Origin of the sequence: Bradyrhizobium sp. (assembly GCF_019242285.1) — a bacterium.
GTDB lineage: Bacteria > Pseudomonadota > Alphaproteobacteria > Rhizobiales > Xanthobacteraceae > Bradyrhizobium.
On the sequence record NZ_JAFAVV010000449.1, the window covers coordinates 1 to 14,995 of the forward strand.

14 protein-coding genes are annotated in these 14,995 nt (G+C 64.6%); 5 read left to right on the forward strand and 9 right to left on the reverse strand.

What is annotated here, in order from left to right; genetic code table 11:
* Window positions 1–763: 763 nt before the first annotated feature.
* The 7 genes from JOY90_RS17630 to JOY90_RS17660 all read right to left on the reverse strand — a co-directional run bounded on the left by JOY90_RS17630 (window position 764) and on the right by JOY90_RS17660 (window position 8,159).
* Window positions 764–1,204 carry a hypothetical protein gene (locus JOY90_RS17630; protein ID WP_291692397.1) on the reverse strand — a complete coding sequence of 147 codons (441 nt, stop codon included), beginning with the start codon at window positions 1,202–1,204 and terminating at the stop codon, window positions 764–766.
* Window positions 1,205–1,321: 117 nt separating this feature from the next.
* Window positions 1,322–1,765 (reverse strand): hypothetical protein, encoded by a 444-nt coding sequence (locus JOY90_RS17635; protein WP_367276960.1) that lies wholly within the window; start codon window positions 1,763–1,765, stop codon window positions 1,322–1,324.
* A 497-nt stretch (window positions 1,766–2,262) separates the two neighbouring features.
* A complete protein-coding gene (locus tag JOY90_RS17640; protein WP_291692398.1) occupies window positions 2,263–3,693 on the reverse strand; it encodes a pyridoxal-dependent decarboxylase in 1,431 nt (476 codons plus the stop codon).
* A 177-nt stretch (window positions 3,694–3,870) separates the two neighbouring features.
* Window positions 3,871–5,514 (reverse strand): GMC family oxidoreductase, encoded by a 1,644-nt coding sequence (locus JOY90_RS17645; protein ID WP_291692399.1) that lies wholly within the window; start codon window positions 5,512–5,514, stop codon window positions 3,871–3,873.
* A gap of 28 nt (window positions 5,515–5,542) precedes the next feature.
* Window positions 5,543–6,136, reverse strand: coding sequence for a GNAT family protein (locus JOY90_RS17650; RefSeq protein ID WP_291692400.1), 594 nt, complete (start codon window positions 6,134–6,136; stop codon window positions 5,543–5,545).
* Between the two features lie 125 nt (window positions 6,137–6,261).
* Window positions 6,262–7,188: an SMP-30/gluconolactonase/LRE family protein gene (locus JOY90_RS17655; protein WP_291692401.1), complete on the reverse strand. Its 927-nt coding sequence runs from the start codon at window positions 7,186–7,188 to the stop codon at window positions 6,262–6,264.
* Window positions 7,189–7,325: 137 nt separating this feature from the next.
* Window positions 7,326–8,159 carry an AraC family transcriptional regulator gene (locus tag JOY90_RS17660; protein ID WP_291692402.1) on the reverse strand — a complete coding sequence of 278 codons (834 nt, stop codon included), beginning with the start codon at window positions 8,157–8,159 and terminating at the stop codon, window positions 7,326–7,328.
* Between the two features lie 254 nt (window positions 8,160–8,413).
* Here JOY90_RS17660 and JOY90_RS17665 point away from each other — a divergent pair, with 254 nt between their 5' ends.
* Together JOY90_RS17665 and JOY90_RS17670 are read left to right on the forward strand one after the other, a co-directional pair.
* Entirely contained in the window at window positions 8,414–9,646 is a 1,233-nt protein-coding gene (locus JOY90_RS17665; protein ID WP_291692403.1) for an ABC transporter substrate-binding protein, read from the forward strand.
* A 181-nt stretch (window positions 9,647–9,827) separates the two neighbouring features.
* The gene (locus JOY90_RS17670; RefSeq protein WP_291692404.1) at window positions 9,828–10,913 is read left to right on the forward strand and encodes a mandelate racemase/muconate lactonizing enzyme family protein; all 1,086 of its coding nucleotides are present in this window, start codon (window positions 9,828–9,830) and stop codon (window positions 10,911–10,913) included.
* 191 nt (window positions 10,914–11,104) lie between these two features.
* Here the strand turns inward: JOY90_RS17670 and JOY90_RS17675 are convergent, their stop codons facing one another.
* Window positions 11,105–11,467 (reverse strand): hypothetical protein, encoded by a 363-nt coding sequence (locus JOY90_RS17675; protein WP_291692405.1) that lies wholly within the window; start codon window positions 11,465–11,467, stop codon window positions 11,105–11,107.
* 174 nt (window positions 11,468–11,641) lie between these two features.
* Between JOY90_RS17675 and JOY90_RS17680 the strand changes: the two genes are divergently transcribed.
* Window positions 11,642–11,848 (forward strand): hypothetical protein, encoded by a 207-nt coding sequence (locus JOY90_RS17680; protein ID WP_291692406.1) that lies wholly within the window; start codon window positions 11,642–11,644, stop codon window positions 11,846–11,848.
* Window positions 11,849–12,378: 530 nt separating this feature from the next.
* On the opposite strand, the gene JOY90_RS17685 is transcribed toward JOY90_RS17680, so the two are convergent.
* Complete coding sequence (locus JOY90_RS17685; protein WP_291692407.1) at window positions 12,379–13,032, reverse strand: glutathione S-transferase family protein; 654 nt, start codon at window positions 13,030–13,032, stop codon at window positions 12,379–12,381.
* Window positions 13,033–13,194: 162 nt separating this feature from the next.
* Between JOY90_RS17685 and JOY90_RS17690 the strand changes: the two genes are divergently transcribed.
* Together JOY90_RS17690 and JOY90_RS17695 are read left to right on the forward strand one after the other, a co-directional pair.
* On the forward strand, window positions 13,195–14,418 hold the full coding sequence (locus JOY90_RS17690) for a polyhydroxyalkanoate depolymerase (protein WP_291692408.1): 1,224 nt from the start codon (window positions 13,195–13,197) through the stop codon (window positions 14,416–14,418).
* Window positions 14,419–14,501: 83 nt separating this feature from the next.
* Window positions 14,502–14,951, forward strand: a complete 450-nt coding sequence (locus JOY90_RS17695; RefSeq protein ID WP_291692409.1) for a cupin domain-containing protein — start codon at window positions 14,502–14,504, stop codon at window positions 14,949–14,951.
* Window positions 14,952–14,995 lie beyond the last annotated feature (44 nt).

Sequence of the window (14,995 nt, forward strand, 5' to 3'; positions counted from 1 at the left end):
TTTTGAAACGACCATATTTGCACAAAGACGAGTCGATTCAATGGCTTGAATCTTCTTGTGACTCAGTACGATTAGCCCACCCTACCGATCCGACACACGTCGCATTCCCGCAGCGCGACTGCGCCCGAGTTTTTCAAGCATGATACCCCCCGGCAACGAGAGGGCGCAGGGAAGACCGGGTGCCGGCTGGCACCCATGGCCCCCGTGCAACAGAAACGCACGGGGCAGGAACCACAGGCTCAGCCGAGTTGACCCGGCCTTCCCTGCGCAATGGTGTTACGGCTTATACGTGATCTCCCCGGGGAGCGGGCGTTCTTGTCCCCGTCGCCTGCGTGATGCGAAGCATCATCGCAAGCTTGACGCCAGCGTCGCGGTGCCAGGACCACACGATTTCGCCGTCCGCGGAACGCCGCTCGTCGGCGGCATCCTCACGTCCATCGCAGCCCACCCCAACGTATCGTGACGACGCGTACGTCCCTCTGCATGAGGCGGGATGCGGTGAATAAAGCACGAATTCTGAAAAAAAGAAATAGAAATATTCAGCGTGGCGACCTGGAGCGGATGTTCGCGTTGAGAACGTTCACGAATATCGCCTTTTGGCGCAGGCCATTTGCGCCGGATATCGGAGTCGACGGCGAGGGGTGCGGTCCGGATCGTAGTGATTCGCCCGACGAATGACGCCGGAAGCAGAACCGAAGCAGTCTCGCCCCAGAAGCAGCCTCGGGCCAGCAAGCACATTGGCGGACGTCCTGATTCAACCCGATCATTCGCTGTGGGTCCGACCGTCGAGAAGCTGGGCACAGATCGAATGCCATACGATGGCATCCAGCGGCATCACGTGCGCCCAATCGATCCGGCCGGCCAGTGAAGGATGTGGCGCGAAGCCATAGAACTGCTGACTGCCCCGGTCAATCCCGCGCTCTGCCAGTAGCGCGACGCCTTTAGTAAGCAGCATCGATTCCTGCCATTTCGGGGTGTTCATGAGCCGCCTGAACTCCTCAAACGTCGCCGCTGCGCGATGGACACCCCCTTCCAGCACATCCAGGCGTTCAACGACGCCTTCAGGGCGAGTAAAGAAAAGGTCCCCGAAGGCAGATGCGCCTATCAACGCCACCCGACCTCGAACGGAGTTCGGCCACTGCTGAAACAGAGGTATGCCTCGCAGCGAAGATGCATCCACAAAGATGTCCGACCATTCGAGCATCACGAGTCATCCCGTCGAGGTCGGATATGCTGTGGTCCACAAAGATGTCGGAGTTGCGTCATTCGCGTCGATCTGTCTGCGGCGCTCCTGATCGAGCGCATCCGGTGACGCGCCCGATCATTGGCCGCCAGTGCGTCCCAGCAGCAACAGCAGCAGCGCGGCGATCGTCATGGCCGCGAGCGCCGCCAGCGCGAGCGACCAGTGGATGCCGACGAAGCTGCCGATCAGGCCGACGGAGACGCCGCTGAAGGTCCGCAGCCCCAGGCTTGCCATGTTGAACAGGCCGATCACGCGCCCCCGCTTCTCCAGGGGCGCATTGAGCTGCACCAGGCTCTGGGCCATGGCGTTGAACGACAGCTCCAGGAAGCCCGCCAAGAACAGGAAGGCGATCGCGAGCCAATAGGCGTTCGCGAGCGAGAACACCGTCAATGCTCCGCCCCACAACAGCTCCAGGATGATCGCGATGCGCGGCCGCGGCGGCAACAGCCCTCCGCCTTCGAGGATCAATCCAGCGAGAAATCCACCGGCCGCGTCCGCCGCCAATAGCGCGCTGTACGACACGCCGGGATCGAAACTTCTGGAACACCACTCACGGGCGACGGAGCATCGACCCGCATCGGCTTGGCTTCATTCATGAGAAGTGGATTTCAGGATCGTCGCGGGCTCGCGAGCCGCGCCATTCCTGCAGTGAACACGCTCCCACTTCGCACGAGGCTTGCGGGCGGTCGAGCATCAATGCCGATCATCTTCGCACGACAGATATGCAAGAGGCGCCTGCCATCCCGTGCTTTCGGTGTGATCGCCCGACCTGATCGGGCGATCCAGGATTCCAGAGAGAGAGAGAGAGAGAGACGTGTTCGAACAGAGAAGCCCGCGGCGTCCTGGATGCCCCGGTCCCGCCTACGCCGAAGGCTTCGGCGGGCTCGCAAGCCGGGGCGTGACGGCGGAATGGGCGGGTTTGGGTGCGTGCCACTGTGCGGCCCCGCCACGTCATGGCCTCGTCGGCAGACGCGGGCCGGGTACGACAAAGTCACCGCAGCGGCTGAATGCCCGCCGGCTCAGGCCGCCGTCGCATCCCTGCTCACTCTTCGTGCGATCTCGACGATGACGTCGAAGGCCATGTCCGCGTCGGCCTCGGCCATCTCGAAGGCGCCGGCCTGGAAGCGGATGACGAATTGTCCGTCGACCCTGGTCTGGGTGAGATAGATGCGTCCGTCGTCGTTGATCGCGTTGATCAGGCGAAGATTGTGCGCGTCGAGATCGGGGACGCCTTTCGGCTCGTGCCTGAACGTGAACAGCGAAAGGATCGGACCGGTGACGACGCGAAAATCGGGCGTGGCCGCGAGCCGCCCGGCCACTTTCTCGGACCAGCGCACGTGATTGCGGATCATGTCGCGCAAGCCGCTCAGCCCGTAGGCCCGCACCAGGAACCAGATTTTCAGGGCGCGAAAGCGGCGGCCGAGCGGCACGCTCCATTCGGAATAGTTGATGACGCCGTCGCGGCCATGGGTCTTGAGAAATTCCGGATGGATGGCGAGCGTTCGCACCAGGCCGTCCGGATCGCGCAGAAAATGGGCCGAGCAATCGAACTGCGCGCCGAGCCATTTGTGCGGATTGAGCACCACCGAATCGGCCAGCTCGACGCCTTGCCACAGGTAACGAAATTCGGGGCAGATCATCGCGGAGCCGGCCCAGGCCGCATCGACATGCACATAAAGATCATGGCGGCGCGCGACCGCGCAGATAGCAGCGACATCGTCCGTTCCGCCCACACTGGTGCCGCCGACGCTGGCGATGATGCCGGCCGGCAGAAAGCCCGCCTCCCGGTCCGCGGCGATCGCGGCATCCAGCGCGGCGACATCGAGGCTGCGCCTCTCGCCGTGAACGGGGATGCGCACCAAATTGTCGTCGCCGATGCCCGAAATCCAGATGGCCCGGTCGATCGAAGTGTGCACCTGACCCGAGCCGTAGATCCGCAGGCGCGGTTGCCCGGTCAGGCCTGATCTGTTGCCGGCCCATTGCAGCGCGCGCTCGCGCATGACGAGAACAGCGGCAAGCGTCGCCGAGGACGCGGAATCCTGGATGACGCCCTGGAAGCTTTCGGGCAGGCCGAGCGCGCGGCGCAGCCAGTCGAGCACGCGGGTTTCCAGTTCGGTCGCGGCCGGCGAGGTCTGCCACAGCATGCATTGGGCGGCGATCGCCGACACGAACTGCTCGGCGACGACCGACGCCGGCGCCGCATTGGCGGGAAAATAGGCAAAGAAGCGCGGATGCTGCCAATGGGTGATGCCAGGCATCACGATCCGCTCGAAATCCGCGAAGATGGCGTCCATCGCTTCCGGCGCTTCAGGCGCGTCGGGTGGAACGGCGTTGAACGTCACGCCGGGCGGCGTCTGGGCGCGAACGGGAAGCTTGCGCAGACCTTGGCGATAGTCCACGGCCCAGTCGGCCGCCCGGTGGCTCCAGCTACGAAACGTCTCGTCGTCCATCCTCGCCTCCTGATCTGGCAGAGACATCTGATCGTCGGCACGGACAGACGCCATGCACCGGAAAACACAAGCAGGTGATGCTTGGGCCGGAGGACGGATTGAGCTCTTCGGGAAACCCATCGCCCCGCAGCGAATTGATGGGTTTCGCGAAGGGCTCAACCCATCCTGCATGCCCGCCTAGGCGTAGCTGGCGAGCTTCACTGCCTCCGGCGCCGCCTTGCCGCGGATCAAATCCGACGCCTTGTCCGCGATCATCATGGTCGAGGCGTTGAGATTGGCCGAGATCATGCGCGGCATGATCGAGGCGTCGATCACGCGCAGACCCTGCAGCCCATGGACGCGAAGCTGGTCGTCGACCACGGCCCAGGTCGAGTCCGCCGGGCCCATCCGACAGGTGCAGCCGGGATGGAAGGTGGTGGTGCCGCGCTCCGTCGCGGCCGCCAGGAACTCGTCGTCGCTCTGCACCTTGGACCCGGGATAATCCTCGTAGTCGTAATAGGGCGACAGCGGCGCCGACTTCAAGAGCCGCCGCGCCAGCTTCATGCCGGCGACGACGACGCGGCGGTCGAGCTCGGCAGCGAGATAGTTGGTCTGGATGATCGGCGGCGCGAACGGGTCGGACGAGCGGATGCGGACATAGCCGCGGCTCTCCGGACGCTGCTGCCAGGACGCCACCGTCATGCCGGGCTCGTCCTCGAGCTGGCCCTGCACGCCCTCCTTGTAGCTCGCGGGCGTGAAGGTGAGCTGGAGGTCCGAGCTCTCCGCGGTCTCGCCGGAATGCCAGAAGCAGTAGACCATGGTCGGCGACAGCGAGAGCAGGCCGCGCCGGGTGGTCGCCCATTTCAGCGCCTCCACCCAGAGATGCCAGCCCTGCCGAAGCTCGTTGATGGTCTTGATGTTCTTGACGCGCGCGACCGAGCGTGGCGCGTAATGGTCCTGCAATCCCTCGCCCACCGAAGCCAGCGCGTGGCGCACCTCGATGCCATGCGCCTGCAACAGCTCGGGCGAGCCGACGCCGGACAGTTGCAGGAGCTGCGGCGAGTTGTAGCTGCCGCCGGCGAGGATCACCTCCCTGCTGGCGCGCACCTCGACCGGCGTGCCGCTGCGGCCGCCCCTCATGTAGCGCACGCCGACCGCGCGCTTGCCCTCGAACACGATGCTGGTCGCATGCGCGTGAGTGCGCACATGCACATTCGGCCGCTTGCGCGCCGGATGCAGGAACGCCTTGGCCGCGCTCATGCGCAGGCCGTTCTGGATGGTGCGCTGGCAGTAGGACACACCCTCCTGGATCTTGCCGTTGTAGTCGGGATTGCGCGGAATCCCGAGGTTGATGGCGCCTGCCATGAAGGCCTCGCAGAGCGGGTCCTTCCATTCCATGGTGGTGACCGTCAGCGCGCCGTCGCGGCCGCGATAGTCATCCTCGCCCTCGCCGATCCGCCGCTCCATCCGCCTGAAATAGGGCAGCACGTCGGAATAGCTCCAGCCGCGGTTGCCCATCTGCGCCCAGGTATCGAAGTCCTGGCGCTGGCCGCGGTTGTAGATGTGGCCGTTGATCGAGGACGAGCCGCCGAGCGTCTTACCGCGCGGCGCATAGATGCTGCGGCCGGCGGTATAGGGACCGGGCTCCTGCTGGTAGGCCCAGTTGATGCTCTTCATGTGGAAGGTCTTGATGAAGCCCGCCGGCAGATGGATGTAGGGATGCCAGTCGCGCGGGCCGGCCTCCAGCACGCAGACGGTGGTCGAGCCATCCTCGCTCAGGCGATTGGTGAGCACGCTGCCCGCAGAGCCCGCGCCCACGATCACATAATCGAACGTTTCCATGTCCCTGTCTTGAAATCTGCCGCCGGAGCTAGCGCGGCTTGTCGTTGAGCTGATAGTTCAGGTGAGCTTTCACCGTCGGCCATTCGGCCGCGATGATGCTGTAGACGACAGTGTCGCGCAGTGTGCCGTTCGGCGCAATCTGGTGGCTGCGCAGGATGCCGTCCTGCTTGGCGCCGAGCCGTTCGATGCCGCGCCTGCTCTGGTGGTTGAAGAAATGCGTGCGGAACTCGACCGCGATGCAATCAAGTTTCTCGAAGGCGTGGGAAAGCAACAGCAATTTGCACTGGGTGTTGAGCGCGCTGCGCTGCACGCGCTTGGCATACCAGGTCGAGCCGATCTCGACGCGGCGGTTGGCCGCATCGACGTTCATGTAGGTGCTCATGCCGGAGATGGTGCCGGCGGCATCGAGCACCGTGAACGGCAGCATCGATCCGGCCTGTTGCAGGCCGAGCCGGCGGTCGATCTCCTTGGTCATGCTGTCCGGCGTCGGTACGAAGGTATACCAGAGCTTCCAGAGCTCGCCGTCCTTGACCGCCTCGATCAGGCCGTCGCGATGCTCGTGCGACAGCGGCTCGAGCCGCGCGTGCTCGCCGCGGAGGGTGACCGGTTCAAGCCAGGGCATTTTGGTCTCCATCATCGCGTAGGGTGGGCTAAGGGCGCGCAGCGCCCGTGCCCACCACCACGAGTCGTGTCGTCGAAAGAATGGGGGGCACGGTGCTTCGCACCTTAGCCCACCATACGAGTCCGTCACTTGTTCAGAAAATTCAGCGGCAGGCCCGGGCGCGGCCAGTCCATCGCCACCAGCTCGCCCCTGCCCGACAGCGTGATGTAGGCGGTCCTGAGCCCCTCGCCGCCGAAGGCGATGTTGGTGGTGACGCGGTCGCCGGTCGGCACCTGCTCGACGAGCCGGCCGTCCGGCGCGATCACCGAGATGCAGCCGGAGATCAGGGTGGCGACGCAGACATTGCCGGAGGCCTCGAGCGCGAGCGAATCGAACATCTGATAGCCGCCGAGCCCGATGATCGGCTTGCCGCGCTCGCCGCGATAGATCACGTCGCGCGGCTTCAGCGTGCCCGGCGCCGAGATGTCGTAGGCCCACAGCCGCGCGGTCGGCGTCTCCGCGACATAGAAGGTGCTCTCGTCCGGCGACAGGCCGATGCCGTTGGCCGGCAGCACGCCGAACACCACCTCGACGAGGTCGGTCATGCCGGGCTTGAGGTAATAGACCGCGCCGACATCCATCTCGCGATGGCGCCGCTTGCCGAGGTCGGTGAACCACAGCCCGCCCTCTCTGTCGAAGGCGAGGTCGTTCGGCCCGCGCAGACCGTGCTCGCCGCATTTGTCGACCACGGTCTCGACCTTGCCGGTCTGCAGATCGACGCGCTGGATCGAGCCGCCGCGGTAGTCGTCCGGCTGCGGTCCCGGCATGATCATGTTGCGGGTCGGAATCCAGGTGAAGCCGCCATTGTTGCAGACATAGATCTTGCCGTCCGGCCCCATCGCTGCGCCGTTGGGGCCGCCGGGCACCTTCGCCACCACCTCCTTGCGACCGTCCGGCCAGACCCGGGTCAGGCGCTGGCCGCGGATCTCGAACAGCACCACCGAGCCGTCCGGCAGCACCACCGGCCCCTCCGGGAATTCGAGATCGGTGGCGAGCACACGGACATCGGACATTGGAACACCTCCCGCTTCGAGCTGCAGGCGGATTCCAGACGTGAAGGCCCCGCACGCAACGTCTTGTTGCCAGCGGTTATGGCAAAGCGGCCGGCGCTTGCCAAGCAAGCGTTGTCGGGCGCAGGGCAGCGTTGCGATCAATCCCGGATCGGCACCCAGATTTCCAGGCCGCCATTGCCGGTCGCCGGATCGAACCGCTCGTCATAGCGCTCGAAGTTCGGCGCATCGGCCATCTTGTAGCCGGAGGCCGGCAGCCAGTGATTCCAGATCGCGCTGACGGTGCGCCTTATGGTCGCGATGTGGTCGCTGTGCGAGAACACCACGTAGCGCTGGGCGGGGATGCGGACCCGGCTGAAATCGCGCGGCAGGTCGGAGAAGTCGGCGACCTCGACGCCGGCGATGTAGTCGAAATTGCCGGCATCGTCGCCGTTGCAGCAGACGCCATAGGCCACCGTCCCGATCCGTCCCGGGAAGCTGTTCACATATTGGTGGAAGCGCTGCCACAGGCCGGGAATGCCGGCGCCGTTCTCGTGGCTGAAGCGGTCGCCGACGCCGGCGATCAGCATGGCCTTGCCGGTCTCGAAACGCGGCGGGGCGATGTTCTCGAATGCGGTGGAATCCATGAGGATCGGCTCCTGAAGTGCGAGATGGTCGAGACGGCCCGCCCCGCGGACCGCTTCGGGCGTGATGCCGAAATGGTCGCGGAACGCGCGGGTGAACGCTTCGTGAGAGCCGTAGTCCGCCTCCAGCGCCAGCGTGAGAATGTCGGGCGCGCCGCCGGCGAGCGCACGCGCCGCCTCGGTCAGACGCCGCGCCCGGACGTAACGCATCACCGAGAAGCCGGTGGCGGCCGCGAAGGCGCGCACCAGATGGAAGCGCGACACACCCGCGACATCGGAGATCTTGTCGAGGGTCAGCGGCGTGCCGAGATGGCCTTCGATGTACCAGAGCGCCTTCTGGGCCGGGTTCATGGACTTCGGACCTCATCTGAAGCGAGCGCATGATGCATGCCTTGCGGCCGCAGCACTTGACAGTCCTTGCTCATCGCGCCCCCGCTCGCGCAACGGTGAACGACCTTCCGCAATGCGGAAATAGGCCGCCGAGCCGTTGCTGACAACCGCTCGCGGATCGTGCAAGACTTCCGCGCATCCGGCCCGACGGCTCCGCAAGCAGCCCGCATAACGAGAAGGCCCGAGCCATCGGCGACCGCACAACAGGGAGGACGATGATGCACGGATCCATCTTGAAGCACGCCAGCTCGGCCGCAATTGCCGCGCTGCTGGCCGTAGGCCTCGCCGGCGCTGCGCAGGCGCAGAAGAAATATGACCCCGGCGCCACCGACACCGAGATCAAGATCGGCAACATCATGCCCTATTCGGGCCCGGCGTCGGCCTATGCCACCATTGGCAAGACCGAAGCCGCTTATTTCAACAAGCTCAACTTCGAGGGCGGCATCAACGGCCGCAAGATCAACTTCATCTCCTATGACGACGCCTACAGCCCGCCGAAGGCGGTCGAGCAGGCGCGCAAGCTGGTCGAGAGCGACGAGGTGCTGCTGATCTTCAACCCGCTCGGCACGCCGTCCAACAGCGCGATCCAGAAATACATGAACGCCAAGAAGGTGCCGCAGCTCTTCGTCTCGACGGGCGCGGCGAAATGGAACGATCCGAAGAACTTCCCCTGGACCATGGGCTGGCAGCCCAACTACCAGACCGAGGCGCGCATCTATGCCGCCTACATCCTGAAGAACTATCCCGGCAAGACCATCGGCGTCCTCTACCAGAACGATGACTTCGGCAAGGACTACGTGATCGGGCTGCGCGACGGTCTCGGCGACCAGGCGGGCAAGCTGATCCTGGTCGAATCCTCCTACGAGACGACGACACCGACGGTGGATTCGCAGGTGGTGCAGATCAAGGGCGCCAACCCCGACATCTTCGTCAACATCGCGACGCCGAAATTCGCCGCCCAGGCGATCCGCAAGTTGGCCGAGCTGAACTGGCATCCGGTGCACTTCCTCACCAACGTGTCGGGCTCGATCGGCGGCGTGATGAAGCCGGCCGGCTATGAGAATGACCAGGGCATCCTCACCACCGCCTACCTGAAGGACCCCAAGGACGCCGAATGGAAGAACGATCCGGCGATGGACGAGTGGCGGGCTTTCATGACGAAATGGTATCCGGAAGGCGACCAGGAGGACGCCTCCACCGTGTTCGCCTACGGCGTCGCCAAGGGGCTCGAGCAGGTGCTGCGTCAGTGCGGCGACGATCTTACCCGCGAGAACGTCATGAAGCAGGCCGCCAACCTCAATTTCGAGATCGGCATCTACCTGCCGGGAACGAAGATCAAGACCAGCCCGACCGACTACGCGCCGATCGAGCAGTTGCAGATGCAGCGCTTCAAGGGCGAGGCCTGGGAGCGGTTCGGCCCGATCATGTCGGGGGAGAAGGGTTCATAGGCGGCTGAGATGCTCCGTAGGGTGGCAAAGCGGCGACTGGCGCCGAAGCGGGCCACGCAGAGACAGAAGCGTGCCCACCATTCACGAGCAAGGCTGTCGAAGAATGGTGGGCACGGCGCTTGCGCGCCTTAGCCCATCCTATGCATCTACAACCTGCACAACCAAGAAAAGGGAAACGACCATGCAGATCACCGGCATCCGCGCGCACCACATCCGCATTCCCGTCGACGCGGGGCGGGCAGCCACCCGCTTTCCGCAAGACATCCTCGTGCTCGAAGTCTCGACCGATGCCGGCCTCACCGGCTGGGGCGACGCCTTCAGCTATGTCTGCACGAGAACGACCGCGGCCGCGATCGAGGAGATGATCGCGCCGCAGGCGCTCGGCCAGACGGTGCCCGAGGCCTCGGCGATCCCCGCCTTCATGGAGCAGGTCCAGCGCAACCTGCATCTGTTCGGCCGCTACGGCGTCACGATGTTTGCGATCTCCGCGCTCGACATCGCGCTGTGGGATCTCGCCGCCAAGGCGGAAGGCGTGCCGCTGCACCGGCTGCTCGGCGGCGGGAAACGCGACCGGATACCCGCCTATGCGAGCCTGCTGCGGATCGGAAAACCCGACGACGTCGCCTACGAAGCCGCGCGGGCGCAAGGCCTCGGCTTTGGCGCGATCAAGCTGCACGAGATCACGACGCCCGCGGTGTTCGCGGCCCGCAAGGCGGTTGGCACCGGCGTGCCGCTGATGGTTGACATGAACTGCCCGCTCGACGGCCCCACCGCGATCGACTTCGCACAGGCCTGCCGCGAGGCGCAGCCGATGTTCCTGGAGGAGCCGGTCTGGCCGCCGGAGGATTTTGCGACGCTCGCCGAAGTGCGCACCAAGGGCGGACTCGACATCGCGGCCGGCGAGAACGCCTGCACGGTGCATCAGTTTCGCCAGATGATGCTGGCCAAGGCGGTCAGCCACGCGCAACCGTCGGTGATCAAGGTCGGCGGCATCACCGAATTCCTGAAGGTCGCAGCGGAGGCCGACAGGCTCGGCGTCAAGCTCATTCCGCATTCGCCCTATTTCGGGCCCGGCTTTCTCGCGACCCTGCAACTGATGTCGGGGCGCGACGAAGGCTACATCGAATTGTTCTTCATGCAGCGCGCGGCCTGCCTCTGGCGCAACCGGATCGACGCCGATGCGAATGGCGACATCGAGGTGCCGCAAGGTCACGGCCTCGGCTACGAGCCGGACTTGGCGGTGATGGAGCAGTACCGCGTGTCGTGACTTCTACAGCCTTTTCGTAGCCCATCCCTTCGAGACGCCCGCCTGCGGCGGGCTCCTCAGGATGAAGGTTGTTTTCGCGGCGAAATCTCAGAACCTCATGGTGAGGACGCGGCGCAGCCGCGCGTCTCGAACCATCAGGCCCGACGACCGCAGCCATACGCAACAGCCCTGCGGAATCGCGGCTGGCGCCGTCACTTCGCCGCAGCGGCCGGCGCGGCGTCCTTCGCCGGCGGCGCGTCGGCCTTCTTCCTGATATCCTCGGCCATCTTGCTCTGTGCCGCCTGCAACTCGTCGAATGACTTGTGCAGAGCCGCGGCTTCCGACTTCAGCGCCTCGACCTGCACCCTCGCCGCGTTCAGCTTCTGCTGATAGTCGGAGGTCACCTTGTTGAGCGTCTTCTGCAGAAACTCGACGTTGCTCTGCAGGCAGCTCGTGCGCCGCTCCATGGTCTTTTCCACGGTGCAGATCTCGATGCCGGGAATGTCCTGCGCACGCAGCGGCGCGCACGTCGCGAGCGCGGCAACTACAACGGCAATTTCGATCGCAATCTTCATCAAATCCTCGCGCGAAAATGTCTCTATCACGTCAAATTGAGGCCGCCCGCGGCGCCAGTGATACCACACTCATACCTCATTCGAGCGTTGTGATTCAGACCATGAAACGAAACGAGGTCAGGCGGGGGAACATAAGCCGGCGTGGGCAGCGCCGCTCCAGAACAGGGGATACTTATGGCAACACGCGAACGACGTTTAGCTGAATTTGATGGTGCCGGCGAACCGCCGCCGGGAATACCGGTCGAGGTATTGTGCGAAGACCGAAGCGGAACCTACAAATTGCCTTTCGCTTGCTACTACGTGAACGGTCAATGGCGTAACCACGAATCCGGCGGTGCGCTCGAGGCCATGGTGGTCGGCTGGCGCATAAGACGGATGTAGGTCGTCCAACGTACTTGCTTCTGCCGTTGCCCCCGGCATGAATGAAAAAAGCAAAGGCCTCCGGCATACCGCCGGGGGCCTTTGGTTTTGGATCCACGATTTGCGCCGTGAGCTCGCGTCGAGCACGAACGTCGGACGCGACGAGCTCACGGCGCTGCCGACGAGCACATCCGGATTTCGCGAGCACGCCCTGGAAATCCGCCCCATGCGCCGGGCTCCGCTGAAGGTAGCTTTCGGCTGTCCCAAAACGCGACGCCGATCCGGATGGCGTTAAGCTTCGGAACGCCGGCGGAACGAAGCGCGCCCGAATCGGTGATTGGCCGCCGTCCTCACTTGTTCACGGCTAGATATCGCCGCGATGCGAAGGCCCGCCACAACATGCGCCTGGGTTGGAATCGCGCGGGCGCGAAGCCGACGGAATCGGTTAACGCCGTGACAGCATGCCTACGCGCCGGTTTCGACGGCGCAAGGCTGATCTGAAGTTGAGCAGCACTGCCCGACGCGTGAGCCGAGAGGGCTCACTGCCCACGCTAATACTCGACCTCCAGTTCTTCGATCTCCTCCGGCTCGGTCTTGGCCGCTGCGATCCATTCGACCATTTCCGGCATCGCCATGATCATGTCGGCGTAGCCTTGCAGCCGCGGCTCGAGCGTCACATCGTAGGTCGCAAAACGCGTCACCACCGGCGCGTACATCGCGTCCGCCATGGTGCGCGCCCCGAACAGGAACGGACCTCCGGACCTGGCGAGGCATTCGCGCCAGATGGCGCAGACGCGGTCGATGTCGGCCTGCGCCCGGGTCCAGATCCGAAAGCCCGGAAAGTGCCCCTTCAGATTGACCGGCAGCGAGGCGCGCAGCGTGGTGAAGCCGGAATGGATCTCCCCGCAGATCGAACGGCAATGCGCCCGCTCGATGCGGTCGGCCGGCAGGAGGCCGGCCTGCGGCATCGCCTCGTTGAGATATTCGGCGATCGCCAGCGTGTCCCAGATGATCGCGCCGTCGTGACGCAGGCACGGCACCAGGATGGTCGGCGACAGCAGCAGGATTTCGGCCCGCGCCGACGGATCGTCCGGCGCCATGGCGATCTCCTCGAATTCCAATCCGGAAAATCGGGTCAGCAGCCAGCCTCGCAACGACCAGGAGGAGTAGTTCTTGCTGCTGATGGTCAATGTCGCTTTCGCCATAGGCCCTTTCCCTCACCCCAACACCAATCGAGCGCGGCCGTCGGTCGCGGACTCCAATGCCCCTTCAGCATAATACGCAGCAAGCGACGTGCCAATTTCGCGAGCGGTCTGACCTCGTTCTGGCGTCGATATTGCATGGCAGCAGGGGCGAGGGCGCGTGCAATGATGTCGATGCTGTATCAGGCCTTTCAGAACCAGATGGACCTGACGGAGCCATGGCGGGCGGGGGCAGCATCGGCACTCCGGTATCTCAACCTCGTCCCGCAGGGCACCTCGGATCGCATGTTTGGCCGGCTGGCCGCAGCGCTGGAGCTGATCTCCCGTTCCGCGCTCAGCTATGCGCGACCGCCCTACGGCATCGACCGCGTGCAGGTCGGCAACCGGGAGGTGGCGGTGACCGAGGAGGCCGCCTATGCGACGCCGTTCGGCTCGCTGCTGCATTTCAGGAAGCAGGAAGGGCCGGAGCAGCCGCGGATGCTGCTGGTGGCGCCGATGTCCGGCCACTTCGCCACGCTGCTTCGCGGCACCGTCAAGACGCTGCTGCAGGATCACGACGTCTACATCACCGACTGGCACAACCCACGCGACATTCCGCTCGCACGCGGCCGCTTCGGTCTCGACGACTACACCGGCCATCTCATCGACTTCCTCGGCCGACTGGGGCCGCGGCCGCACATGGTGGCGATCTGCCAGCCCTCGGTGTCGGCGCTCGCCGCCGCCGCCATCATGTGCGAGGACAACCATCCCTCGCGCCCGGCGACGCTGACGCTGATGGCGGGACCGATCGACACCCGCATCGCGCCGACCAAGGTCAACGAGTTCGCCAAGAGCAAGCCGCTCCGATGGTTCGAGGACAACCTCATCAATTACGTGCCGGTGCAGTGCAAGGGCGCCTTCCGCAAGGTCTATCCCGGCTTCGTGCAGCTCACGGCCTTCGTGTCGATGAACCTCGAGCGCCACCTCAAGCAGCATCTCGATCTCGCCAATCACCTCGCCAAGGGCGAGATGGAAAAGGCCGCGGCCATCAAGACGTTCTACGACGAATATTTCGCCGTGATGGATCTCACCGCCGAGTTCTACATCGAGACCGTGCGCGACGTGTTCCAGCAGCATCTGCTGCCGCGGGGCAAGATGACCTTTCGCGGCCGGCCGGTGAATCCGGCGGCAATCCGCCGACTCGGGCTGATGACGGTCGAGGGCGAGAAGGACGACATCTGCTCGATCGGCCAGACGCTGGCGGCGCAGGAGCTCTGCACCGGGGTGCGGGCCTACCGCCGCGTGCATCACATGCAGGCCGGCGTCGGGCATTACGGCGTGTTCAGCGGCAGGAAGTGGAACAACGAAATCTATCCGCTGCTGCGCGACTTCGTGCACGTCAATTCCTGACCAGGCCTGCGGATTCGTTTTTCGGATGGACAAGCCTCGCCGATCGCCCGATGCTGCATGCATCAGGGAGGAGAGGCGACACCATGACAGCGCTCGAGAAAGGCATCACTGCGGCCGGGACCGGCTATGCCGGCAAGAGCTGGAACATCCTGGGCCAGCTCTATTTCCCCAAGGCGATCACCGATTCCACCTTCGCCTTCGAGACCAACAGCGAGCCCGGCCAGTTCGTGCCCGTTCACGTCCATCCGACCCAGGACGAATTCATCCTGGTGCAGGACGGCGTGCTCGATCTCAAGCTCGACGGCGTCTGGGTCAAGGCCAAGGCCGGCGACCTCGTGCGGATGCCGCGCGGCGTCCCGCACGGCTACTTCAACAAGTCCGACAAGCCGGCCCGCGCGCTGTTCTGGGTCTCGCCGATGCAGAAGCTGGAAGCGCTGTTCAACGCCCTGCACAACCTGACCGATCCGAACGAGGTGGTGAAGATTTCCGCCGAGCACGAGGTGAATTTCCTGCCGCCCGAGGCCAATGACTAGCTCGCAATTCTGATCGGTGGTCGGCACAAGACGTCGAGGGTGGA

Bases quoted from the DNA above. Each gene is read 5' to 3' on its own strand.
- JOY90_RS17630 (WP_291692397.1), bottom strand. From the start codon at position 1,204: ATGCTCGAATGGTCGGACATCTTTGTGGATGCATCTTCGCTGCGAGGC.
- JOY90_RS17640 (WP_291692398.1), bottom strand. From the start codon at position 3,693: ATGGACGACGAGACGTTTCGTAGCTGGAGCCACCGGGCGGCCGACTGG.
- JOY90_RS17645 (WP_291692399.1), bottom strand. From the start codon at position 5,514: ATGGAAACGTTCGATTATGTGATCGTGGGCGCGGGCTCTGCGGGCAGC.
- JOY90_RS17650 (WP_291692400.1), bottom strand. From the start codon at position 6,136: ATGCCCTGGCTTGAACCGGTCACCCTCCGCGGCGAGCACGCGCGGCTC.
- JOY90_RS17655 (WP_291692401.1), bottom strand. From the start codon at position 7,188: ATGTCCGATGTCCGTGTGCTCGCCACCGATCTCGAATTCCCGGAGGGG.
- JOY90_RS17660 (WP_291692402.1), bottom strand. From the start codon at position 8,159: ATGAACCCGGCCCAGAAGGCGCTCTGGTACATCGAAGGCCATCTCGGC.
- JOY90_RS17665 (WP_291692403.1), top strand. From the start codon at position 8,414: ATGATGCACGGATCCATCTTGAAGCACGCCAGCTCGGCCGCAATTGCC.
- JOY90_RS17670 (WP_291692404.1), top strand. From the start codon at position 9,828: ATGCAGATCACCGGCATCCGCGCGCACCACATCCGCATTCCCGTCGAC.
- JOY90_RS17675 (WP_291692405.1), bottom strand. From the start codon at position 11,467: ATGAAGATTGCGATCGAAATTGCCGTTGTAGTTGCCGCGCTCGCGACG.
- JOY90_RS17680 (WP_291692406.1), top strand. From the start codon at position 11,642: ATGGCAACACGCGAACGACGTTTAGCTGAATTTGATGGTGCCGGCGAA.
- JOY90_RS17685 (WP_291692407.1), bottom strand. From the start codon at position 13,032: ATGGCGAAAGCGACATTGACCATCAGCAGCAAGAACTACTCCTCCTGG.
- JOY90_RS17690 (WP_291692408.1), top strand. From the start codon at position 13,195: ATGATGTCGATGCTGTATCAGGCCTTTCAGAACCAGATGGACCTGACG.
- JOY90_RS17695 (WP_291692409.1), top strand. From the start codon at position 14,502: ATGACAGCGCTCGAGAAAGGCATCACTGCGGCCGGGACCGGCTATGCC.